Genomic DNA, 21,590 nt, shown 5'->3' with positions numbered 1-21,590 from the left:
AACTTCTGTCAGAGTTCAGCAACCCACTTGTCGAATTCCTGTTCGGCTTCTTCGCGGGTTTTGCCGTACTTGGCTTGGATCTTGCCGACGAGCTGCTCGCGCTCACCGCGCGCTTCCATCACCTCGTCTTCGGTTAGCTCACCCCATTGTTCACGGGCTTTACCGACCAGTTGCGACCAGTTGCCTTTGACTTGATCAATATTCATGAGAAACTCCTTTGGTTCGTGTGCCTTTGATTGGTAACGCGCCGCACCTGTCTGAGTTGCATCCGGCACAAAAAATATCCGGCTGATCCCGGCTGCCCCCTTGCTCTGGCGGCGCGCACGCGGTCAGATCAAACCATGCGCATCGTTCTGTTTTTCCTGCTTCTTCTCTCCGCGTGCGGCCGCCCTCTGACCACATCAGAGACGGCGTACCTGAAGGCTATTCAGGGTGATCAAATCAACACTGGGCGCATCCGCGTCATTGATGGGCATTTTGCCGGGAGCTACGTCTACACCATCCCGGTGCGTCCAAGGACCACCTGTCAGGAGCGCATCTGGCCGCCGCTGGACAAGGCCAAGACCATCGAAGTCTCGCCCGCGGCCAGCGTCGTCGGCAACACGATGATGATCCGCAAGGATCTCTATGCGGAGGATCTCATGCAAGGTTGGCCGAAGCAGATCGACCTGTTCCAGGCCATGCTGTTTGCCCATGAAGCCACCCACGTCTGGCAATGGCAGAACCGGGCGCGCACCGGCTACCATCCGATGAAGGCCCTGTCGGAACATGCGACAAGCGCCGATCCCTATCTCTTCGATCCGGACAACACGCGCGATTTCCTGAGTTATGGCTATGAACAGCAAGGCAGTATTGTCGAAGAATACGTCTGCTGCCGTCTTCTGGACCCGGACGCGCCGCGCACAGCACGGCTGCGCGACATGATTGCCCGGCACATGCCCGTGGACGGGTTGGACCGGGCGCTTGGCACCGGGACGGTGAAATTGCCGTGGTCCGGGGTCGAGACAAAGGGCATCTGCCGCCAATAGCGGCGCCCGTCATTCGACGATCTGGATCTCCCGCAGGTAGGCGACGAGGTCGACCACCGGCTGCGAGGTCAGCACAGGCTGACCTGACGGGGTCTTCATCGGCACGTCAAAGCTGCCGTCGAAGTAGTCCCCGTAGACCGGCATGGGCGAGCCATGGCTGACGAGTGGTTCGCGCCCGTCGATGCGTTTGATCACCCGCTCAAGCGGAAACCTCCCGCCGGTCTGGGCCGCAAGCTCTGTAAGGTTCACCGGTTTGATCAGCATCACCCCGGCCATCGGACCATCACCCCGACCCTCAAGCCCATGGCAGGTCGCACAGTGGGTCCGATAGAGCGCGCGCCCGACATCGGCGTCCTGCGCCAGAACCGCCCCCGGCAAAACCAGTGCGGCAAGAATCGTGCAAAGTGTCTTCATCGTAAGGTCCTCCGGTGCCCCGGGGACCAATGTTGCACCGTTTTCGGAGCGCCGCCTTGATCCCGGTCAAGCCACCCTGACCGGCCCGCAAAATGCGGCGGGCAACCGCCGATCAGACGACCGCAGTCAGATGCACCTCCGGACGTTTGGAAAAGTCAGGCCAGCCGAGCCATTCAGCCCCGGCCCGCAGCGCGGCATGTCCGCGCCCGATGGACCGTGCCTGCGCCACAAGCTGCAGCGACCGGCCGTCGAAGTCACGCAGTGACAGGCTGGCGGGCCGGTTGTCCGCCTCCAGTGTCTCGCGCAGAAGCTGCAGGGCTATGGATTGGCCAAAGCGCATGTCCTGATGGTTTTCCGCGGGAAAATAGCCGCCGGAGATCACGCGGGCCATGGCAAAATTGGCCACTGCCTTGTCCAGTTCGAGCCCGAGGTCCATGCCGGTGTCCACCGACCCAACCAACTGCAGCCGACGCGGCTGGCTCGTGTTGAAGACCGCTTTGATCAGCGTGGCAAGCGCTCCGGCCACGATCAGATGCGCGGCGGCATCGGAGGGGTAGATCGGCGTGTCGCAGCGCCCTAGCGGCAGGAACAGGCTTCGATCAAACCGGCGGCGGCCACGCGACAGCGCATTGGCGCTCCCGGCCCAGTGCAGCAGATCGGGCGCGGCAGCGGCCAGATCATCTGCGGCCTCTCGGTACGGTGCAGAGACCGGCGCGGCACTCCGCTCTTCCTGCGCGAGATAGACCGTCATTCTGGCGCCGGTAACCGCCGGGCGGGCGGCCCGATCGGTCGCCGCCAGCCGCGTCAGCGCAGCCCGCCGCGCCCGGCGCTCGGCCTCGGCCAGCAAAGCAAAGAGGCGCGCTCCGGTCCAGGGAGTCTCGGCCCCCTCAGGCGCGCGCAAACCTTCATCGACCGGCGCCGCATTGGCTAGTGCACTCAGGGTCACGCCGTGAAACAGACGGGCGGCGGGCGCGGCGAGGACATGCGCAGCCATGCGTGCCGGTGTATCGAGCACAACGGGCGCAGAGCCATTCCCGGGCAGGCCAAGCGCGGCACCACTGTGCCTGGCGCACCAGCGCACCCAAACCGACAGAGGCGCGGCCTCGGACGGAGCCGGCAGCGGCCCTTCGATGTCCGACACGGCGTGATCGCAATCGAACAGCGCCGAAAGACCGGCCTGCCCGACCGGCAGCGCGACACCGCAGCGCAACAACGTCCCAAGCGTGAGCTGCCGGTCGTCGTTCCAGCGAAGCCTGCGCCGCTGCTGGGCCTGAAGATCGCCGCCCGAGCCCGCCTCCCCGGCGAGAACGGCGGCATCGCACCAGGGCACCGTCCGCATCTGGCAGAGCAGTTCGTGCACCGTGAACCGGGCCTCCGGCGCAAGGTGCACCGTGGCGTGCGGGTCGGCGTGGCGGTCGAACGGCATGTCGGCCAAAAGCGATACCGCAAGGATTTCCGCCATGTCCGCGGCAAGCTCCGGCGCACAGAGAACCGGCGCATCGGGAGGGGCGACGCTCGATTGTGGCGGGAGTGGGGCGGATGTGGTACAGTCGATCACTCGGAAACAACGGTCGTTCTGGAGCGTGGGGCGTGTCATTGATGTCACCTTGTGAGGAGCAGCGAGCAGAGAAGGTCAGTTAACCATGCGTTAACCTCACATTGCTCACCGCGCGTGACCGGTCCGCAAATCCTGCGTGAACACTTGGTGAATCCCGCATAACACGGGCGAAAAAGCCCCCACTCACATGTGAGGGTGCGTGAATTTTGCGTAAACGTCGGGCGGTTTCTTGACGGCGCGACCCTGCGCGGCCTTACCTGACTGCATAGACGACAGGACCTTTTCAGGGAGTTTCCCATGTCACTTTCATGGACGAATCCGACGACTGCCGATTTTGACGATGCCTACCTCGATTGGTCCGGCCTGCTGGACCGCCGACGCGCCGCCCTCGCGCCGCAGGAGCCGGATGAAGGGAACCTGTACACGCCGATTTTTGTCCGGTTGACCGGCCCAGAGGCCCGACCGCGCCTCCTCGACGCGCTTCAGGGCAGTGATGCCCTTCTTATGGATGGTCATGAATTTGCTGAACTGAGCGCGCGCGCCGCGTCAAACGATCCGCTCAATGGGCTCGCGGATGAATACGCACTGTACCAAAAGGCCGGGATCGCCGGCGCGCGCTACGACTCGCTGTTCACGGTTCTGGACCGGGGCGTGCCCGTGCGGATCTTGCCCGGTGGGGCGCCGTATGCGCCGTCCAGACCCGCAGCTCCGACCACATGCCCGGGCGCGCCGATTGTAGCGGTGATCGACGATGGGCTCGGCTTTCTGAATGCGCGGTTTCGCCGCCGCGCATCGTCGGGCCAGGATACCAGCCGGTTTCACGCGCTCTGGGTACAGGCCCTGGAACAACGCAGCGGCAGCGATCGGGTCGTTCTGGGCGAGGTGCTGACCCAGGACGAGATCACAGCCCTGCTGCCTCAAGAAGAAAGCGCCGCCTATGCCGCGTTGAATGCACGCCTGTTTCGGGGCGACGCGCGGCAGATTACCGGATCTGGCACCACCCATGGCACGCATCTTCTCGACTTGGCCGCCGGGGCTGACCCTGCTTCGGACGATCCCGCGCGGGACTGGCCGCTGCTTGCGGTGCAACTGCCGCCGCAGGCCATTGAGGACACCTCCGGCGCGCGCTTCGAAAGCTACGTGGTACAGGCGGTACGCTGGACCCTGCGCCGGGCGGGCGAGGTTGACAAAACCGCGCCCGTGATCATCAACCTCTCGCTTGGAGTTCTGGCCGGACCGAAGGACGGCACCCGGTTTGTCGAGTATCAGGTCGCGCGCGAGGCCGAGGGTTGGGAGCGGGTGACCAGGCAGCCGGTGCGCATAGTCTGGTCCTTCGGCAACAATCATCAAAGCCGCCTCGTCGCCCGCCACGCCTTTGACCCGGCCAAGGCGGGTTGTGACCCAGAGCGCAGCCTGACGTGGCGTGTACAGACCTGCGACCAGACGCCGAGCTACATGGAGATTCGGGTGCCACGCACGGACATGGCGGCCCTGGCCGTGGCTGTCGAAGCACCGGGCGGCGTGGCCTCCGGATTTCAGGAAATCGCACCGGGGCAGTATCGCAGCCTGACCGCAGCGGGACAGCCCGTCGCCCGCATCTACCACATACCGGCGCGCGATTTCGGACAAGGCACGGTCAGCCCGGCACATTTCGTCATCGCCCTCGCGCCGAGCGAGGCCCGCAAATGCGGTGAACCGGAGGCCCCGTCCGGCGCTTGGCGGATCGCCCTGCGGCACGACGGAGCCGACCCGCTGGAGGTCATCTGCCAAATCCAGCGCGACGATGGCTTGCGAGGCTACCGCGCGCAGGCACGTCAAAGCTATTTCGACGATCTCGGGGCATATGCCTGGGATGACACGGCACAGGAGTACTCGGGACTTTCGGACGATACCCCGCTCACCCACGCGGGAAGTCACAGCGCCATGGCCACGGCTCCGGCGCGGCAGGTTTTCAGCGTGGCATCGGCCATGGGCGGCGCACGCCATGAGGACGCGCACGCCGCGCGCTATTCCGGTGCCGGAGCCGCTTGGTCGGTGGACGGGCCGAGCCTTGCCACGATCGCCGAGGACTCCCGCTCTCACTCCGGCGTTCTGGCCAGCGGAACCTTGAGCGGCAGCGCCCGCGCCCTCGGCGGAACCAGCGCCGCCGCGGCGCGGTTGACGCGGGCGCTGGCGCTTTGTGCGCCGAAGATCAAGGCCAATTCGGGCGGCACCCCGCGCCGCGCCGATTTCGATCCGGCCAAGGTGACGTTGGTGCCCGTGGCATCAAAAGACAGGGCGCGGCTTGGCGACACCCTTGTGATCGTCCGGGACCCGTTCGACCGGATCATGCGTGACAGCGCCATCGGCGGCCTCGTCTGACGCCCACAAAAAACCGGGACGCCCAGAAGGCGTCCCGGTGCACTGGGTAACCATCAGAAAGGACAAACGCCCCATCCGCACCTACAAAATACTGATTACCACTCGCCCTTTGCCGTCTCCCACATGGTGGACAGCCAGCTTGGGACCTGATCACTCGGCAAAGGCGCAGTGCCGGACTTGACGACCGAGGCGTCGTCCAAAGCCGAAGAAAGCAAAGAAAGATTAAAATCCCCCTTATAAGTATTGCCGAAGTATGCGCGTGTGGCGGTTTCCGACTCTCCGTCGAGCAATCTCACCAGCGCCTCCGCGACCGTCACGCCGAGCACCGCTCCCGCCATGCTGTCGGTCGGGAAATGCACGCCTGCAACCGTGCGGTTCATCGCGATCCGCGCTGCGTGGCGATAGAGTTCATTGCCGGCAGCGATCTCCGCTTTTGGATCGAACGCACGGTTGTAGAACAGCCGCGTCAGAAGCGTAGCCAGCGCAAAGGATTCGGTCGCATGACCCGAGGGCCAGGCACCATGGCCCGGGGTCTGGATGATCGGCTGCACCTTGTAGGACATCGAAATCGGCCGGGCGACGTCAAAGCCGAACTTCAGAGGGTGCTCGATGCTCTGGATCATGCGCAGAGCCGCGAAATGCAGCATCAGCGTCCATTTCGTCGCCGCCGGTGACATATGCCCGACAAGGCCAAAGAACGAACGAAGGTTGCTGATCTGCACCGATATCTCACCGATCCTGTCAGGCCGGAGATCAGCTGCGGTACGCAGGTAATGCAGCTGATTGTCCGCAAGAAAATCATCGGTTGGCTTGTTGAGGGTGACGATCGTCTGACCAAAACATTGCACGGTTCCGCAGGTGTTCGCTTTGTCGGCATCGCTCAGCGTGACATCGAAATACCCGCCAAGCGCTGCATCCAGAACCTTTGCCTTGGGCTTGCTGCCAAGTGTCTGGTAGGCTTCCCAGCTGCTGCGCCCAGTGCTTTTCGGGGTGCGATCCGCAGTGCCGTTCCAATACCCTACGGTGCCATCACGGGCCGTCCCAAGAGCGCCACTGGGCGCCCGGCGTGCGCCGCCGTCGTACCCATCGTAGCCATCATATCCGTCGTAACCGTCATAGCCATCGTAACCATCGTATCCGTCGTAGCCAAAACGCGGCATAATCCATCCCTTTTGAAATACATTTCTCCCCTTTTACCACAGGTCAGGCCGGGTCAAAGCGCGAAGGCGCACCAGCACTGGTATTAACGGAAAATTCACGAGTGTTGCCGGGTGATCGGCGTGGTGCTAGGCTCGCGCGATATTTCAAAGCTTATTGGTGCCATGACCGATCTGCAAAAATCCCTTCATGTTTCAGTCTTGGGTCCATTTCAGCTGACTGGCCCGGACGGGGAATCGCTTACGCCAAAAGGCGCCAAGAATCAGGCGCTTATCGCGCTGCTGACGCTCAGCCCCCGCATGTCGCGACCGCGCCGCTGGCTGGAGGACAAGCTATGGTCCACCTTCGGCCCCGAACAGGCCAGCGCAAACCTGAGGCAGGCTCTGAGCAAGCTGCGCACCGCGCTCGGCCCCTGCGGTGCGCTTTTGCAGGCCGATCGGACGACGGTCTCTCTTGAGCGTTCCAAGGTCAGCGTCGATATGCTGGACGAGATGCTCGCCGTCGATGAACGGATCGAGCTTTTGCAGGGACTGGACGTGCGTGATCCGGAATTCGAAGAGTGGCTGCGCATGGAGCGCGCCGAGCTCGAAACCCGCATCAGCCGCGCCCGCCCCGTGCCCGCCACCGGCATCTTGATCAACTGCCAGTCCGTGAGCGACGGAACCGTGCAGGAGGCGATCATGGGCGAAGTGCTGGCCAATCAGGTCGGTGAGAACATCAGCGAGCAGATCCGCGCGTGGCGGCAATCGCAGAACACGCCGGAACTGGCCGAACATATGCCCGCCGCCGATGTCTCCGTCACGTCGCAGCTTTTGCGCGACGACACCGGGCATTCGATCTTCATCAAGGCCGTGCACCAATCCAGTGGCCGCATTTTGTATTCAAAACTGCAGCACGTCGACCGGCTGAATGACATCCTCGAAACCCATGAAGACATCGGCAAGACCGTTTTCGAAGCGGCGGATCAGATCATTGGCAAGCTGCCGCAGGTTCTGGATGGCGGGCGGCCCGAGGCCCGCGCCACCGCCCTGTCGCGACTTGGACTTTACCGCATGTTCAGCTTCGAGCGCAGCGCGCTGCGCGAGGCGTATGGCCTCATGACGCAAGCCTATGATCACGATCAGAACGGCATTTATCTCGCCTGGACCGCGTTGATCCGGACGATCCAGATCGTCGAACTGGCCGAGGGCGACCCCGAAGCCCTGCGCGAAGAAGCCGTCGATCTGCATTACAGGGCGATGGAGCTCGGCGCGGACAATGCGCTGGTTCAGGCGCTCGCGGGCAAGATCAGGGGCACCGCGCTGCGCGACGGCGCGGGCTTTTTCGAGCTGGCCAAGCGCGCGGTCGAACGCAATCCGGCCAATGCCATTGCATGGAATTCCCTGGCCGAAGCGCATCTCTTTGCCGGCAATCACGAGGCGGCCCTCTCCGCGTCAAAACGCGCCAGCTACATCGCCTCGACCTCCCCGTTCAAGCATTGGTGGGACACCGGGCGGTGCCTCATTGCCATCGCTTGCAACAAACCGGACGAAGCGATCGAAGCGGGTGAAGCCGCGACGCGCTCCGCCCCACTGTCTCGCCCGGCCCACCGCCAGCTACTGGCGCTTTATGCGATGAAGGGTCAACTGGAAAAGGCGCAGGCCGTCGCCGACAAGCTGACGAAGATCGAACCCGGGTTCTCGCTCGACCGTATCGTCAACGATGGGACTTACCCGGTCACGACCCTGCGCAACAATGGCATGCTGGAGCCGATCCGGGCGCTGCTCTGATCCAGCTTATGTCACGCGCGCCAGCAGGGCTTTCGACGGCGTTCCGGTGACCGGCAGCCCCTCGGCCTGCTGATAGGCGCGGATTGCGGCCTCTGTCTTCTTGCCGATCACGCCATCCGCCTTGCCCGCGTCATAGCCGCGCCGCGTCAACCCGGCCTGCAGGGCCTTGCGATCCTCCAGCGTCATGCCGTTGCGGTCCGGTCCAAAATCGCCGGAAAGCGGCCCGGTGCCATTGAGGCGGTCCGCCATATAGCCAACGCCCAGCCCGTAATTCTCCGACGGGTTGTAGCGCAAGATCATGTTGAAGTTGTGATACACAAGGAACGTCGGCCGCCCCGTCCCCATCGGGGCCAGCAACGCGGCCGGCCCGTGATCCGGCAGACCGCCGCCCTTGGCAGCCCGGATGCCGAGCGCTTGCCATGCCGAAACGCTCTGCCGTGTGCCGCGCCCGGTCGGACCGGAATAGCCCTGAGGCACCGTCACTTCGAGCCCCCAGATCTGCCCACGGCGCCACCCGGCCCGCGACAGGAACCGCGCGGTGGTGGCCAGTGCGTCGGTCGGATCATCGGTCCAGATGTCGCGCTTGCCGTCACCGTCGAAGTCGACAGCGTTGGCCTGATAGGCGTTCGGGATCAATTGCGTATGGCCCATGGCTCCGGCCCAGCTGCCAACCAGCTGCGCGGGCCGGGCGTCGCCGGTCTGAACGATCCGCAGCGCATCCATCAGGTTGGATTCAAAAAACGTTCCGCGCCGCCCTTCCCAAGCCAAGGTCGAAGTGGCGGAAATCACCGGGATGGTGCCGCGCTTTGTCCCGAAATAGCTCTCAAGCCCCCAGACAGAGGCCAGGACATGCGGTGGCACGCCATATTTGGCTTCGATCTGCGCCAGTGTCCCGCGCTGCCGGGCAAAGAGCGGGCGGCCGAAGCGCACCTTCTCCTCCGGTGCCACGATGGCCAGATAATCCTCCAGCGAGCGCGTGAATTCGGTCTGGTTGCGGTCCCGCTCGACCACGCCGGGCAGGTAACCCTGCCCGCGAAAGGCCGCGCTCAGGGTCTGGGCGGTGATGCCCCGCGCCGTGGCCCGCTCCTTGAATGCGGCCACCCAGGCGTCGTAGGACGCGTTCGGTTGCGGTCGCAAACCGGGGTCGCTGGCCGGGTCCGGACGGGACACCGAGGGCATCGTGCCAACGCCCACCCCGCCACATCCGGCCAGCCCGAAAGCCATTGCACCAAAAGAAAAATGTCGCCTGTTGATTGACATGTCCGGTCCCCCGTCCTGCCTGTGCCCGTTGTTATCTGTGGCGAGCGTATCGCGCATTTGGCGCAACGGAAAGTGCGGTGCGCTGCATCGGCGGGTATCGGCGTGATTACCCTTCAATCAACTTCAGGTCGTTGACACAGAGACCTGTCGCGCGCAAAATCTGCCAGAGGAGACCGGGATGAGCATGCGTAGGCTGTTTCTTGTTCTGGCGGCGCTGATCCTGTTCGGGAGTGCCGCCGCGCTTGCCGAGGCATGGCTCGGCGGCGCTGTTCATCGGCGCGACGCCAGTACCGTGCTCGCCGGTTTTTTCGTTGCGGCCGTGCTGTCCCTTATGGCCGCGCTTCTGCTCCGCATCGCCTTTTGCAAGTCTGACCCGGCAGAGCCGCACCTCGGCGAGCAGGAAGACCTGTCGCCCAACCCATGACGACCTTCAGAGCGCCGCCTGCATGATACGGTTCAGCGCCGCCTCATCCAGCATTACAGGATTGGCCTTCATCGAGGAGGAGCTTGCCGCCATGCGCGCAGCAGCTTCGCGATGCTCAGCGGTCACGGCCAGCGCGTCCAACCCCGGCAGCCCCTGCTCCCGGGACCACCGCGCAAGACTGTCAAACGCGTCCGAAGGCGCGCAGTCCAGGGCGTTCGCGATCCAAACCCGGATTTCGGCGAGGCGGTTGCGCGGCTGTGCATCCGTGACCGCCGCGTCGTTCGCCGCCAGACAGTGGGGCAACAGCGCGCCACAGATCGCCCCGTGGGACGCGCCGGACAGCCCGCCGAGGGGACCGGCCAAACCGTGCACCACCCCAAGACCGGCATTGGCAAGCGCCAGACCGCCACTGAGGCTGACCCAGGCCATGGCGTCGCGCGCCGCCGCGTTTTCGCCCTGCATCAGGGTCCGGAGCGCGCTCAGCCCGCGCGGAATCGCATCGCGGCAAAGGGAGTCGGTCAAGGGGTTGGCCTTGGTACAGATGTAAGGTTCGATCACTTGCGTTATGGCATCGAGCCCCGAAGCGAGGGTGATCGCGCGCGGGCAATTGTCCGTCAACGCCGGATCCACAATGGCCAGCGCCGGAAGCATACTGGGATCGCGCAGGGACACCTTGCGCTGTGCGTCCGGTACGGCGATAACCGCGTTGCGCGTGACCTCCGCACCCGTGCCCGCCGTGGTTGGAAACGCCGCGAAAGCAAGGGGCGCCGTGCGCAGGGGCAGCCCTTTGCCCACCACCTCAAGATAATCGAGAATCGGGCCGCTGGCCGGAAGGAGCGCAGCAATCGCCTTGCCAGCGTCGATCACTGCACCGCCGCCGATTGCGATAACGGAGGTCGCGCCGACCTGCCGCGCGGCATCGATCCCCGCTTCGATCAAGGCGACATCCGGCTCGTTTGGAACGGGAAAACACATGACAGAAACGCCCACCTCGCCGAGCGCCTGCACCAGCCATTCGGCGCGTTTCGGCAAAGCGCCCGTGACAAGCAAGGCCCGCCCCCCGAAGCTGGCGAGAGTCGGAACCGCCGCCCGCGCCGCGCCGCGGCCGAACCGGATTTCCGTGGCGGTGGCAAAGCCAAAGGCGGGCAACGGTCCCATGTCTCAGACCTCCAGCGCGGCGATCATCCGCACCGCGTCGGCCGCCTCTGCGCCCTTCTTGACGAAATGCTCGGAGAAGAAACCGATGTGCTCCGCCGTGGGCTGGAAGTGATGCGGGGTCAGCGACACCGAGAAGGTCGGCACGCCCGTCTCCATCTGCGCCTGCATCAGCCCGTCGACGACGGCTGCGGCGACAAAATCGTGGCGATAAATTCCGCCATCCACCACCAGAGCGGCGCAAACGACAGCATCAAAACGGCCACTTTTGCCCAGTTTCTTCGCCAGAAGCGGCATCTCGAACGCGCCGGGGACGTCATAAGCCGTAACCTCGCACGCCTCACCCAAAGCCGCCATGCGGTCTTCGAAGCCTTTCAGCGCCTGATCGACGATTTCGGCGTGCCAACGAGCCTTCACGAAGGCGATTTTCAGTTTTTCAGTCATGGAACCATCCTTGAGCTTTACAAAATGGCCCCAAGGCGTCTCCAGCCGGACAGGTGCCCTGCACCCGCCGGTTGGTTCTCTTCCATCCGGACTATGACCGTCGGCGCCGGAATTTCACCGGACTCTGCTGACCCTTTCGAATTGCTCCGAAAGGCGCTCGCGGGCTGTAACCGCCGGTAGGGAATTTCACCCCGCCCTGAGAACGGGTGCAGGTTTGGCCGTCGCAGCGCCGGAAAGCAAGAGACAAAAGCCGGTTTTCCGGCATCGTGAGAGACTGTTGATCCCTCAGGCCCGTCAAATCAACTTGCTTTCGCATTGGGCTGCATGAACCGTCCAATGCACATGCTCACAAGCGGCTGACAACGGATGAAGGCCAACCTCCGGTCCGAATACGCAAACGGGACCGTTGAGTGTGGTTGACACGGAAAAGGCCCTGCTCTGCAGGTTCAAATCGCCAGGCGGGACAGCGGCCTGTCGGTCAGAGCGTGGTTATTGGCGATCCCTGAAGGACTCGAACCCTCAACCTGCTGATTAGAAGTCAGCTGCTCTATCCAGTTGAGCTAAGGGACCGCACGTTGCTGTGTTTGCCGATTTTCGCGGGGCGGGGCAAGCGTCTGCGTCCGTTGGCAAGCGAAAAACTGTTCACAGCTTGCGCACCATGAAGACGCTGAGCGGATCGGGCACGTAATCGGCGAACGGGGCGCAGTAGTCGAACCCGGCGCTTTCATAGAGCGCGCGTGCCGAGGCAAAACCGGCCTCTGATCCGGTTTCCAGATAGGCGACGTCCATGCCGTCGCGGCGGGCCTCTTCGATCAGATGCCGCAGCAGGCTCCTGCCATGGCCGCGCCCGCGTGCGTCAGCCAGAACATGCATGGACTTGAGCTCGACCGCACCGCCGCCTATCGGCTTCAGCGCGCCGACAGCACAAAACCCGCCACCATCGCTTGCCATGGCATAAACCCGCGCGCCGGACGCGCGCAAAGCTTCGGAGGTCATCACATGGCAGCTCTCCGCCGGGGTCGCCTCCGCCATGGCCTGATAATGCGCGGCGAGGATCGCCTCGACTGACGGGTCCGCGCTTTCGATCCGGACGATACGGCTCATTGCAGTTTCCTCTCGACGCTACACCGAAAACTTTGCCTTCCAAGTCACTGCTGGCGCAAGACAAACTGCCAAAAGGATGCAAATTTGCAGCAGTTTGCCGGCAAGGCTTCGCCCAGACCGCCTGCCAGACGTCATAAAACCGTGCGTTTGCAAAGGTTTTCGCCTATTGTGGAAAAAACACATGAGGCGGGGGGCCGGATTTGGCCGCAAACCCCCATAGCAGTGAGCAGAGCATGATGCAGTGCGCGATGCGATCCGGGCTTGAGTCCGGCAACGCCGTCAATCCGGCCCGTCGGACCCGCGGCCTGAAACCGTTTGTTTTCGTTATTCTTTCCCTTGCCTTGTCCCTGTCATCCATGGAGGCGCGGGCCCAGGTCACGTTGAACCTGCGCGATGCGGACCTGCGCAATTTCGTCGAAATCGTCTCGGAGGCCACGGGCCGCAGTTTTGTCCTGGATCCCGGGGTTCGCGGCACCGTCACGGTGCTCTCCCCCGACGAGATGTCCAACGCGGATCTCTATGAAGTCTTTCTCAACGTGCTCGAGCTGAACCGGCTGACCATTGTTCAGGGCGTCGGGGCCGACCGGATCGTGCCGATGAACACCGCGCGGGAACTGGCCTCCGGGCTGACCGCCCTGCCCGGCGGCTTCGAGACCCGCGTGATCCGGGTTACCAATATCACCCCGCAGGAGGCCATCGAGGTCGTCCGCCCGCTGCTGCCCTCCGAGGCGATCATTTCATCCGTGCCGAATTCGCAGCGGCTCATTCTGTCGGACCGCGCGGCGAATATTGCCCGGATCAGCGCGCTGATTGATCAACTGGACAAACCAAGCGCGACCCAGCCGGTGGAAATCATCCGCCTGCAAAATGCCAATGCCGCCGACGTGTTGCAGGTGGTCCAATCCATGGAGATCATCGAAAACGGCGCCGCGGTCAGCGTCGATCGCCGCTCCAATGCGCTGTTGGTTTCCGGCTCGGAAGCCATGCGCCACAGGGTGCGGGTCCTGGTGTCAGAGCTGGACACCCAGCGCGACACCGTCGTCAGCCGCGCGATTGCGCTGAACTATGCCGATGCGGCCTCCATCGCCGATGTGGTCACCCGGACCCTGACCACCGAGGATCCCACCGGGACCCGTGCGCCCATTCGTATCGTGCCGGAATTGCAGACCAATTCGCTGCTGGTCTCCGCCCCACGCGAGCGCATCAACGAGATCGCCGAGATGGTCCGCTACCTCGACAAACGCCCGACGCAGGTACTTGTCGAGGCGGTGATTTTCGAGATGACCGTAGAAGGCCTGTCGGATCTTTCGGCGCAGTTCGGCGCGGTCCTCAACGATGCGCTGATCGGCGGCACGCAGTTCACGCTGCCCGGCAGGACCAGCCTTGTGAACCTTGTTTCCTCCCTGAACTCAAGCGGCACGGCGGACCCGGGCCCGGGCGGCTCTGTCGGCATTGATCGGCGGCGCGGTGACAGTGGTTTTGTCGGCCTTTTGACCGCGATCACCTCGGTCAATTCCACGCGGTTGCTCTCAACGCCCTCGATCCTGACCCTGAACAATCAGGAGGCGGAAATCGTCGTGGCGCAGAACGTGCCCTTCGTGACCGGAAGTTTCACCACCGTCAGCGACAGCGCCGTCGAAAACCCGTTCCAGACCATCGAACGGCAGGACGTGGGCCTGACCCTGAACGTCACGCCGCAGATCAACGCCGACCGCACCGTGCGACTGCTGATCAAGCAGGAGGTGTCGAACCTGACCAATTCCAACGCCTCCTCTGGGGGCGAGATCACCACGAAGCGCTCGCTCTCGACCACGGCTCTGGTCAGTGATGGCGCGGTGATCATGCTGGGCGGCCTTTTGGAAAACGGCAATGGCACATCCCGACAGGCGGTTCCGGGCCTGTCCAAACTGCCGCTTCTCGGCGGACTGTTCCGGGGCAAGAACGCCAATCGCAGCCAGCGCGTCCTGCTTGTGATGATGCGGCCTCAGGTAGTTTCGAACGATCATGAGGCCCACCGGATTGCACAGCAAATGGCCCGCAAGGCCAAGGAAACCGCCGCTTCCATTGCGCCGCTGGATGATGGAAACTACCCGGCATCACAGATCAACACCCTGCCCTTCGACGGGGTTGACCTGAACCAACCTTTTGATGCCGGATTCATTGATGACGTCGCCCAAAGCAGAAACTTCCCCCCGCTCCCGGGCCGCCTCCGCTTCGACGGCAAGTAACGGCAGCACCGCCGGGCATCTGCCCTTCGCCTTTGCGCAGGATCAGCAGGTCGTGCTTGAGGGCGCGCGGGTGACGCTTGGGCCGAACGCGACGCAGCTCGGGCTGCGCGAGGTGCAGCGGCGGGTCGGACTTGATCCCGTCGAAGTGGTCACGGTCGATCAGATCGCCTTCGACAAGGCGCTTGCCGATGCCTACCGCGATGGGGACCACAGCCGCGCCGCAGCCGGAGACGACATCAGCTTTGATCTTGAAGAGGCTGAATTTGCCCGCCGCCAGCGCGACCTGCTGGACGAGCCGGGCGATGCACCGGTGATCCAGCTGGTCAATCAGCTTCTGCGCCGTGCCGTGCAGAGCGCTGCCTCCGATCTTCATATCGAACCACATGAAGGCGGTCTGCGCGTTCGGATGCGCATCGACGGGGTATTGGAGGAGGTGATGAACCGGCCCGACGTGCCGGTCCGCCGCATCGTCTCGCGCCTGAAAGTCATGGCCGGTCTGGACATCGCCGAAACCCGCCTGCCGCAGGACGGGCGCATTGCGCTCTCGCTCGGGGGACGGGTGATCGACACAAGGGTCAGCTCCCTGCCCGGTCATTACGGCGAACGCATCGTGCTGCGGATTCTGGATCGCTCCACCGGCCTCATGCCGCTCGCCGATCTGGGCCTGTCTGAAACGCAGGAACGCCTGCTGCGCCGCCTCGCGGCCTTTCCAAACGGCGTGATCCTTGCAACCGGGCCAACCGGGGCGGGCAAGACGACGACATTGTATTCCCTGCTGCAACTGGCCGACCGGGACGCGCGGAATATCGTCACGGTCGAGGACCCGATCGAATACGACCTGCCCGGCGTCAGCCAGAGCCAGATCAATTCGGAGATCGGCATGACCTTTGCCGCCGGTCTGCGCGCCACGCTGCGGCAAGACCCCGATGTCATCCTTGTGGGCGAGATCCGCGACGGCGAAACCGCCAGCACCGCGGCCCAGGCCGCCCTGACCGGACATCTCGTGTTTTCCTCCCTGCACGCCAACAGCTCGGTCGGCGCGATTGTCCGGCTGCGTGATCTGGGCCTGGAGAACTTCCTGATCGCCGCCACTCTGCGCGGCGTCATCGCGCAGCGGCTCTTGCGCAAGCTCTGCACGGCCTGCGCCCGGTCGAAGCCGCTCGACCGGGAGGACAAACGCCTGTTCGACCGGCACAAGATAGCAGCGCCCAAGGTCACGTTTCACCCTGTTGGCTGTGAGGCCTGTAAAGGATCGGGCCACGCGGGCCGTATGGGGATTTTCGAGATCACCGAAGTGGACGAACGACTGCGCGCGGCCATCGACGGCGGCGAAAGCGAAGCCGCGATCAAGACCATCGCCCTGGCCCCCGGCGATACGCTGACCGGGCAGGGCCTGCAAGCTGTCGCAGGTGGCCGTGTCAGCCTCGAAGAGGCCCTGCGCGTTGTCGGGGACACGGCGTGAGAGCCTACAGCTACATTGCCTACACCAGTGCCGGACGGCGAAAAACCGGGACGATCGTCGCCGAGACCGAGGCCCATGCCACGGAACAATTGGCCGCGCAGGACCTTTTCACCTCCGAGCTGAGCGAGACCGGCGCGGCGGGAAAATCCGGGCGCCGGGCGCTCTTTGCCCGCAAGCTAATCCCCGACCTGCAGGCCGTTTTCACCCGGCAGATGGCCGTGATGTTGATGGCGGAGCTGCCCGTGGATGCCGCGCTGGAGGCCGTGCGCACGGGAGGACATCCGGCGCTTGAGGCGGTGGCGGCACAGACGCGGGCCGAATTGCTGGACGGCGCGGCGCTCTCGGATGCGCTCGAAGGCTCAGGCGCGGGCTTTCCGCCCTATTACCTTGCGGCATTGCGCGCGGGCGAGGAGGCGGGCGAATTGGGCGCCGTCTTCACCGAACTCGCCGACCACCTGGAGCAGGAAAACACCGGCAAGGCACAGATCGCGACAGCGCTGATCTATCCGGCTTTTGTCGCGGCTGTGTCGCTGCTGGTCTGTGGCATTCTGATGGTCAACGTCGCCCCGGAGATCGTCGCGATGTTCGAGATGACCGGCCGCCCGCTGCCGCCGTTGACCGTGTTCGTCATGGGCGTTTCGGATGCCATCCGGGCGCATTGGGAGATCCTGCTGGGTGGTGTTCTGGCTTTTGCCGCGCTGATCGTTGCCATCCCGCGTGTGCCCTCGCTGAAACGGGCACGGGACCGCATCCTCTTGAAGACCCCGATATTCGGCCGCCTCGCCCGGCTGGCTGAAGCGGTGCAATACATGCGCACGCTGGCGCTTGTCCTCGGCTCACGCCATGCGGTGCTGAGCGCAGTCGACAGTGCCGCCTCCGTGCTGACCATCGAGCAATTCAAGGAAGAGGCGCGGCAGGTCGGCACAGGGGTCCGGCAGGGCCAGACCCTTGCCTCGGCGCTGGAGGCGCTGAGCATCCTGCCTCCGGTATCGCGGCAGCTGATTGCCGCCGGTGAGATTTCAGTGCGCCTGGCCCGTATGACCGACCGCGCCGCGGCGCTGACCGAACACCGCCTGACCACGGAACGCAAACGCATCGCCGCCCTGCTGGAGCCGATGCTGATGATGATTGTTGGCGGCATGGTTCTGGTGATCGTTCTGGCAATCCTGCTGCCGGTCTTCGATCTTCAAGCCGCAGTGGCCGGGTAACGTTCACTCACCGTTCGCATCCGCCCCGGGGCGCAGGTCTCTATTCCGCGAAACCGAGAAGCTCCGGCGCGTCGCCGTCCCGGGACACCCAGACGCCTGCCTCGTCGATCCGCACAACTTCGATCCCGTCCCGCAGCATATGCCCCGGCCGCACCAGTTGCTCGCCCGTGGCGTGAAAGACCATGGCCCAGGTCACGTCCTGCATCTGCACCAGGCCCTTCAGCTCGTAACCAAGGGAGTCGATCGGAGGCTTTGGCGGTTTCGGCGGTTGCGGCTCCGCCTTGGGAGGCTCGGGCGGAGGAGCGGGTGGTTTGGGCGGCTGCGGCTCGCCGAACAGCGCGGGCCAGCTGCGCGGCGGCGCTGGCGGCTGCGGCTCGGCCCCCTCTGCGCGCGCGTCCGGAAGCGCCGCCAGGGTGACCGGCGGCTCCGGAGTGTTCACCTCCGTCCAGAGCACAAAGCCGGCCTGACCGGCAAAGGCCAGTAGCGCAAAGGTCACAATCCACGCCAGGATGCGCATGTTTTTCCTTCCAAGGGGCCGATCAGCCAGCCGAAGATGGACGCAAACCCGCCCAAAGGCTATAGTTGCCCGATAATACGCGACTGAAAACAAGCGTAAAAGAGAGCAGACATGCAGGTATTTCCCATCCTCCGGGCCGGCGTCGCCGGTTTGGCTCTTCTCGCAGTGAGCAGCTGTGACGAAACCCCCTCGGGCGGCAGCGGTTTCAAAGCGAAATATGCGGTCGCGCGCGACGCGCTCGAAAACGGGCAATATGACCGCGCCAAGCGGCAGTACCTCCGGTTGATCAAGGACGCGGGGCCCCTCGCCCCCCGGCTTCAGCTTGAATACGCCCACGCCGAATTGCGCAGCGGAAATTATGCGCAGGCCGCCAGTATGGCGTCAAACCTGGCGTCCTCGCAGCGCGGCAAAGCGCGGGCGGCCTCGCTCTCGGTTCAGGGCACGGCGCAGCATGAACTGGCGCTGGCATTGCTCGCGGAAGGACAGACATCCGGTGCCAAGCAGCAGTTGAGCGCGGCGCGGGCCGCGTTGGCCGAGGTGGTCAAGGACCACCCTGACCTCGATCCGATCGGGTCGCTCTCCGGGCGGCTGGCCAAGATCGACGCGCGCCTCAAAACGCTCTGAGCTATCGTCCGGCGCGCGCTTGTGCCATCTGCTGCGCCTCTGCGATCTGGCCCGGTGTCATCCGGCTGGCCAGGGTCGCGCTGAGATCGAGCGCCGGGGGAAATCCCGCCGTGCCCGCAAGCACCAGCCACATATACCCTAGCGCATAATCCTGCGGCACCACGCGTCCGTCGAAATACAAAAGGGCTAGATTGGTCATCGCCGCCGCATTCCCGGCCAGAGCCGACGCGTGGAACAGACCCGCTGCCTGACGAAATTCGGCATAGCCCGCGCCTTCGTCCTGCATCAGCAGCCATCCGGCGGTAAAAAGCGCCACCGGATCACCCGCGCGAACACCATTTTGAAGCCGCTTCAGGCCCTCTTCGCTGGTGTCGGGCGCGGCGAGACGTGGATCGAAGACAACCGCCGGGATGGCATCGGCGTCGCCAGGCGCCTTGCCGTCCCGCGCAGCCCGCCGGTACAGTTCATGCGCCAGCGCTTCATCGACCGCCACGCCAAATCCGTTTTCGTACATGACCCCGAGATTGCGCAGCGCAACGGCCAGCCCTTGATCGGATGCCGCCTCGAAGAGGGAAAAGGCACGATTGTAATCCTGCGGGACGCCCTCGCCACGGACATACAGCAGGCCAAGATTGTTTTGGGCCCGCGCGTGTCCCGCCTCTGCCGGTCCTTCGTACAGGGTGCGGGCGCGATCCAGATCCTTCGGCACGCCCTTTCCATTTTGATAGAGCACACCGAGGCTGACCTGCGCTTCCGCGTGGCCGAGATCAGCGGCCTTTTGGTAGACCTCGGCAGCGCGGGTCAGATCTTTCCCTGCTTCTGTTCCCGTTTCCAGTGCCACGCCCAGATCGTAAAGATACTGCGCCGCACCCGTCTCCGCCGCGGCCTCCAGCCACGCCAACGCAGCATCGCGGTTCTGATCAACGCCCAATCCGGCAAAATAATATTGCCCAAGACGATGGGCCGCTGCGGCATTGCCCTGTTTCGCCGCGCGCGCGAACCACTCTGCCGCGAGGGCATAATTCTGAAGCACGCCATCCCCAACCTCCAGCCGCCGCGCAAGCGCATATTGCGCCGCCGCGATCCCCTGATCGGAGGCCGCCTGGACCTGTGCGAGGTCCGCGTCAACCCATGGATCGGCTTGTTGGGCAACTGCAGGCAACGCCGCAAGACAAAGGCAAAGTGCGACGGACCCGAAGCGCAGGCGCATCACGTCACCCGGCATCATTGGCCGTCGCCCGACGGCTGCTGCGGTGCGCGGGCCTGCTCAAAGAAAGTCCGCGCCGCCCTTTGCGCCTCGGCGACCTGCTCCGGCGTCATGAGATCAGCGGCCACACCGCGCATATCCAACGCCTCGGCACTGCCGCCCGCCGCCGCGACATTGAGCCATTTGTGGGCCTGCACATAGTCCTGATCGACGCCTTTGCCCCGGATATATAACAGTCCCAGTTGATGCTGGGCCTCGACATCGCCCGCCTCGGCGGCGCCGGTCAGCAGCGCGGCCGCCTCTTCCGGCGCACCCTCATGCGACAACAGCCAGAGCGCCATGGCGGTCTGCGCCGGGCGCAGTCCTTCATCCGAGCGGGCCTTGAGCCAGTCCAGCGCCTTGGCATCTCCTGCCTGTGCGGACGCGCTCGCCCATGGCACCACCCGGTGCGGCGCCAGAAGCCCGTCCAGCTTGCCCGCGCCAGCGCGTTGTCCGAGCATCAACACCGCCTCTTCGCTGCCCGCCTCGACCGCCTTGCGGTAATACCCCAGTGCAGCCTCCATGTTCGGTGCCTGCCCGTCAAACCCGTTTTCGAGCATCTGCCCCATGCCGATCATCGCGCGCGGCAGGCCCGCATCCGCAGCCTCCGAGAAAAGCCGTATGGCCAGCTCCGGGTTCGGCGCCACGCCCTCCGCGCCAAGATAGGCCTGTGCCAGGTCGCTCATCGCAGCGACATCCCCACGGTTCGCGGCCTGCTGAAGCCAGCGAATCCCCTCGGCGGCGTTACGCTCGGTGCCATCGGCATTCAGATATTTGCGCCCCAGGGCCGCCTGCGCCGGAACCAGTCCGGCCTCCGCCGAACGACGCAGCCAATTCAGGGCTTCCCCGCGGTTCTGCGCGAGGCCCCGCCCGCTGTCGAGCGCGAAGGACAGGTAGTATTGTGCTTCGGCATGGCCCGCCGATGCCGCCTCCGTAAGCCAGCGGATCGCCTGCTCTTTGTTGGCCTGGGCCCCCAGGCCCCGCGAATAAATCCGGCTCAGTTCGAACATGGCGGGCACATGGCCATTCTCTGCCGCCGCCAACATCCAGGTCAGCGCATCCTGCGGGCTCTGCTCGGTCCCAACGCCGTCCGAATACAGCATTCCGAGGTAATATTGCGCTTCCGCGTTGCCCCGGGCCGCTGCGCTTTTGAACAAGGTGGCGGCGCGTTCCGGATCATACGACGGACCGCCCTGCGCCCGGCTCAGATAGAGCCGCGCCAACAGCACCATCGCGTCGATCTGGTTTTCGGCTGCCGCCTTTTCGAGCCACGCCGTGGCGCCGGGAAGATCGCTCGGCCCCCCACGCCCCTCAAGCAGCACCCGGCCATAGCGATACATCGCAAACGGGGTGCCCTCGCTTTCGGCCAAGACCCTGAGCCCGTCCCGCACGGTGACGAAATCGCCGGCCGCCCAGGCCTCTTCGATCTGGGTCATGGTCAAAGTCCCGCCGGTCTCGGTCTGGGCCTGCGTTGGCAGCGGCGCAAACGCCAGCATCAGGGTGACGGATAATGCAGCTTTGGAAAATGACATGGGGCTCTCGATTGTTGTGACGGCCACAGGGTGGCGCATTCGGCCTTTGGCAGCGCGAGCCTAGGCCGTAAGTCGTTCGACTTCAAACGCAAGATCCT

The 21,590-nt window shown here is 64.4% G+C and carries 19 protein-coding genes, 1 tRNA gene and 1 riboswitch; of the genes, 8 read left to right on the top strand and 12 right to left on the bottom strand.

From position 1 onward, the window contains the following. Window positions 1–8: 8 nt before the first annotated feature. Entirely contained in the window at window positions 9–206 is a 198-nt protein-coding gene (locus ACN2XU_RS02000; RefSeq protein ID WP_419408707.1) for a CsbD family protein, read from the bottom strand. A gap of 135 nt (window positions 207–341) precedes the next feature. Between ACN2XU_RS02000 and ACN2XU_RS01995 the strand changes: the two genes are divergently transcribed. Then, window positions 342–1,028 carry a hypothetical protein gene (locus tag ACN2XU_RS01995; RefSeq protein ID WP_419408706.1) on the top strand — a complete coding sequence of 229 codons (687 nt, stop codon included), beginning with the start codon at window positions 342–344 and terminating at the stop codon, window positions 1,026–1,028. 9 nt (window positions 1,029–1,037) lie between these two features. Here the strand turns inward: ACN2XU_RS01995 and ACN2XU_RS01990 are convergent, their stop codons facing one another. Together ACN2XU_RS01990 and ACN2XU_RS01985 are read right to left on the bottom strand one after the other, a co-directional pair. Continuing rightward, the gene (locus tag ACN2XU_RS01990; protein WP_419408705.1) at window positions 1,038–1,442 is read right to left on the bottom strand and encodes a c-type cytochrome; all 405 of its coding nucleotides are present in this window, start codon (window positions 1,440–1,442) and stop codon (window positions 1,038–1,040) included. A 112-nt stretch (window positions 1,443–1,554) separates the two neighbouring features. Further along, entirely contained in the window at window positions 1,555–3,039 is a 1,485-nt protein-coding gene (locus ACN2XU_RS01985) for a hypothetical protein (RefSeq protein WP_419408704.1), read from the bottom strand. A 258-nt stretch (window positions 3,040–3,297) separates the two neighbouring features. Here ACN2XU_RS01985 and ACN2XU_RS01980 point away from each other — a divergent pair, with 258 nt between their 5' ends. Further along, window positions 3,298–5,361 carry a S8 family serine peptidase gene (locus ACN2XU_RS01980; RefSeq protein WP_419408703.1) on the top strand — a complete coding sequence of 688 codons (2,064 nt, stop codon included), beginning with the start codon at window positions 3,298–3,300 and terminating at the stop codon, window positions 5,359–5,361. 95 nt (window positions 5,362–5,456) lie between these two features. Here the strand turns inward: ACN2XU_RS01980 and ACN2XU_RS01975 are convergent, their stop codons facing one another. Continuing rightward, the gene (locus ACN2XU_RS01975; RefSeq protein WP_419408702.1) at window positions 5,457–6,521 is read right to left on the bottom strand and encodes a phosphatase PAP2 family protein; all 1,065 of its coding nucleotides are present in this window, start codon (window positions 6,519–6,521) and stop codon (window positions 5,457–5,459) included. 297 nt (window positions 6,522–6,818) lie between these two features. Between ACN2XU_RS01975 and ACN2XU_RS01970 the strand changes: the two genes are divergently transcribed. Continuing rightward, window positions 6,819–8,288, top strand: a complete 1,470-nt coding sequence (locus ACN2XU_RS01970; RefSeq protein ID WP_419408701.1) for a transcriptional regulator — start codon at window positions 6,819–6,821, stop codon at window positions 8,286–8,288. 6 nt (window positions 8,289–8,294) lie between these two features. On the opposite strand, the gene ACN2XU_RS01965 is transcribed toward ACN2XU_RS01970, so the two are convergent. Continuing rightward, on the bottom strand, window positions 8,295–9,548 hold the full coding sequence (locus ACN2XU_RS01965; protein ID WP_419408700.1) for a lytic murein transglycosylase: 1,254 nt from the start codon (window positions 9,546–9,548) through the stop codon (window positions 8,295–8,297). Window positions 9,549–9,726: 178 nt separating this feature from the next. On the opposite strand from ACN2XU_RS01965, the gene ACN2XU_RS01960 reads away from it, so the two are divergent. Next, window positions 9,727–9,972: a hypothetical protein gene (locus tag ACN2XU_RS01960; RefSeq protein WP_419408699.1), complete on the top strand. Its 246-nt coding sequence runs from the start codon at window positions 9,727–9,729 to the stop codon at window positions 9,970–9,972. Between the two features lie 6 nt (window positions 9,973–9,978). On the opposite strand, the gene ACN2XU_RS01955 is transcribed toward ACN2XU_RS01960, so the two are convergent. The 4 genes from ACN2XU_RS01955 to ACN2XU_RS01940 all read right to left on the bottom strand — a co-directional run bounded on the left by ACN2XU_RS01955 (window position 9,979) and on the right by ACN2XU_RS01940 (window position 12,675). After that, window positions 9,979–11,121, bottom strand: coding sequence for an iron-containing alcohol dehydrogenase (locus tag ACN2XU_RS01955; protein ID WP_419408825.1), 1,143 nt, complete (start codon window positions 11,119–11,121; stop codon window positions 9,979–9,981). A 12-nt stretch (window positions 11,122–11,133) separates the two neighbouring features. Next, on the bottom strand, window positions 11,134–11,571 hold the full coding sequence (locus ACN2XU_RS01950; protein WP_419408698.1) for a 6,7-dimethyl-8-ribityllumazine synthase: 438 nt from the start codon (window positions 11,569–11,571) through the stop codon (window positions 11,134–11,136). Window positions 11,572–11,641: 70 nt separating this feature from the next. Next, window positions 11,642–11,779: riboswitch (FMN riboswitch) on the bottom strand. Window positions 11,780–12,064: 285 nt separating this feature from the next. After that, window positions 12,065–12,141, bottom strand: a tRNA-Arg gene (locus tag ACN2XU_RS01945). A gap of 72 nt (window positions 12,142–12,213) precedes the next feature. Then, window positions 12,214–12,675, bottom strand: coding sequence for a GNAT family N-acetyltransferase (locus tag ACN2XU_RS01940; protein ID WP_419408697.1), 462 nt, complete (start codon window positions 12,673–12,675; stop codon window positions 12,214–12,216). A gap of 233 nt (window positions 12,676–12,908) precedes the next feature. Here ACN2XU_RS01940 and gspD point away from each other — a divergent pair, with 233 nt between their 5' ends. Genes gspD through ACN2XU_RS01925 form a run of 3 tightly spaced genes read left to right on the top strand, consistent with a single transcriptional unit; the run spans window position 12,909 to window position 17,573 of the window. Continuing rightward, a complete protein-coding gene (gspD, locus tag ACN2XU_RS01935) occupies window positions 12,909–14,903 on the top strand; it encodes a type II secretion system secretin GspD (protein WP_419408696.1) in 1,995 nt (664 codons plus the stop codon). Continuing rightward, window positions 14,839–16,365, top strand: coding sequence for a GspE/PulE family protein (locus ACN2XU_RS01930; RefSeq protein WP_419408695.1), 1,527 nt, complete (start codon window positions 14,839–14,841; stop codon window positions 16,363–16,365). Before gspD ends, ACN2XU_RS01930 begins: the two co-directional genes overlap by 65 nt. Continuing rightward, window positions 16,362–17,573, top strand: coding sequence for a type II secretion system F family protein (locus ACN2XU_RS01925; RefSeq protein ID WP_419408694.1), 1,212 nt, complete (start codon window positions 16,362–16,364; stop codon window positions 17,571–17,573). Before ACN2XU_RS01930 ends, ACN2XU_RS01925 begins: the two co-directional genes overlap by 4 nt. A gap of 40 nt (window positions 17,574–17,613) precedes the next feature. Here the strand turns inward: ACN2XU_RS01925 and ACN2XU_RS01920 are convergent, their stop codons facing one another. Then, window positions 17,614–18,090, bottom strand: coding sequence for a hypothetical protein (locus tag ACN2XU_RS01920; protein WP_419408693.1), 477 nt, complete (start codon window positions 18,088–18,090; stop codon window positions 17,614–17,616). Window positions 18,091–18,201: 111 nt separating this feature from the next. On the opposite strand from ACN2XU_RS01920, the gene ACN2XU_RS01915 reads away from it, so the two are divergent. Beyond that, entirely contained in the window at window positions 18,202–18,714 is a 513-nt protein-coding gene (locus ACN2XU_RS01915; RefSeq protein ID WP_419408692.1) for a hypothetical protein, read from the top strand. A 1-nt stretch (window position 18,715) separates the two neighbouring features. On the opposite strand, the gene ACN2XU_RS01910 is transcribed toward ACN2XU_RS01915, so the two are convergent. Both ACN2XU_RS01910 and ACN2XU_RS01905 read right to left on the bottom strand, forming a co-directional pair. Then, a complete protein-coding gene (locus ACN2XU_RS01910; RefSeq protein WP_419408691.1) occupies window positions 18,716–19,942 on the bottom strand; it encodes a tetratricopeptide repeat protein in 1,227 nt (408 codons plus the stop codon). Beyond that, window positions 19,939–21,492, bottom strand: coding sequence for an SEL1-like repeat protein (locus ACN2XU_RS01905; RefSeq protein ID WP_419408690.1), 1,554 nt, complete (start codon window positions 21,490–21,492; stop codon window positions 19,939–19,941). The genes ACN2XU_RS01910 and ACN2XU_RS01905 overlap by 4 nt, the downstream gene beginning before the upstream one ends. Between the last annotated feature and the right edge of the window lie 98 nt (window positions 21,493–21,590).

Origin of the sequence: Pacificoceanicola niger (assembly GCF_048553275.1) — a bacterium.
GTDB lineage: Bacteria > Pseudomonadota > Alphaproteobacteria > Rhodobacterales > Rhodobacteraceae > Pacificoceanicola.
Note: the sequence above shows the minus strand (reverse complement) of the source record. Positions and strands in the feature narration are given on the sequence as shown.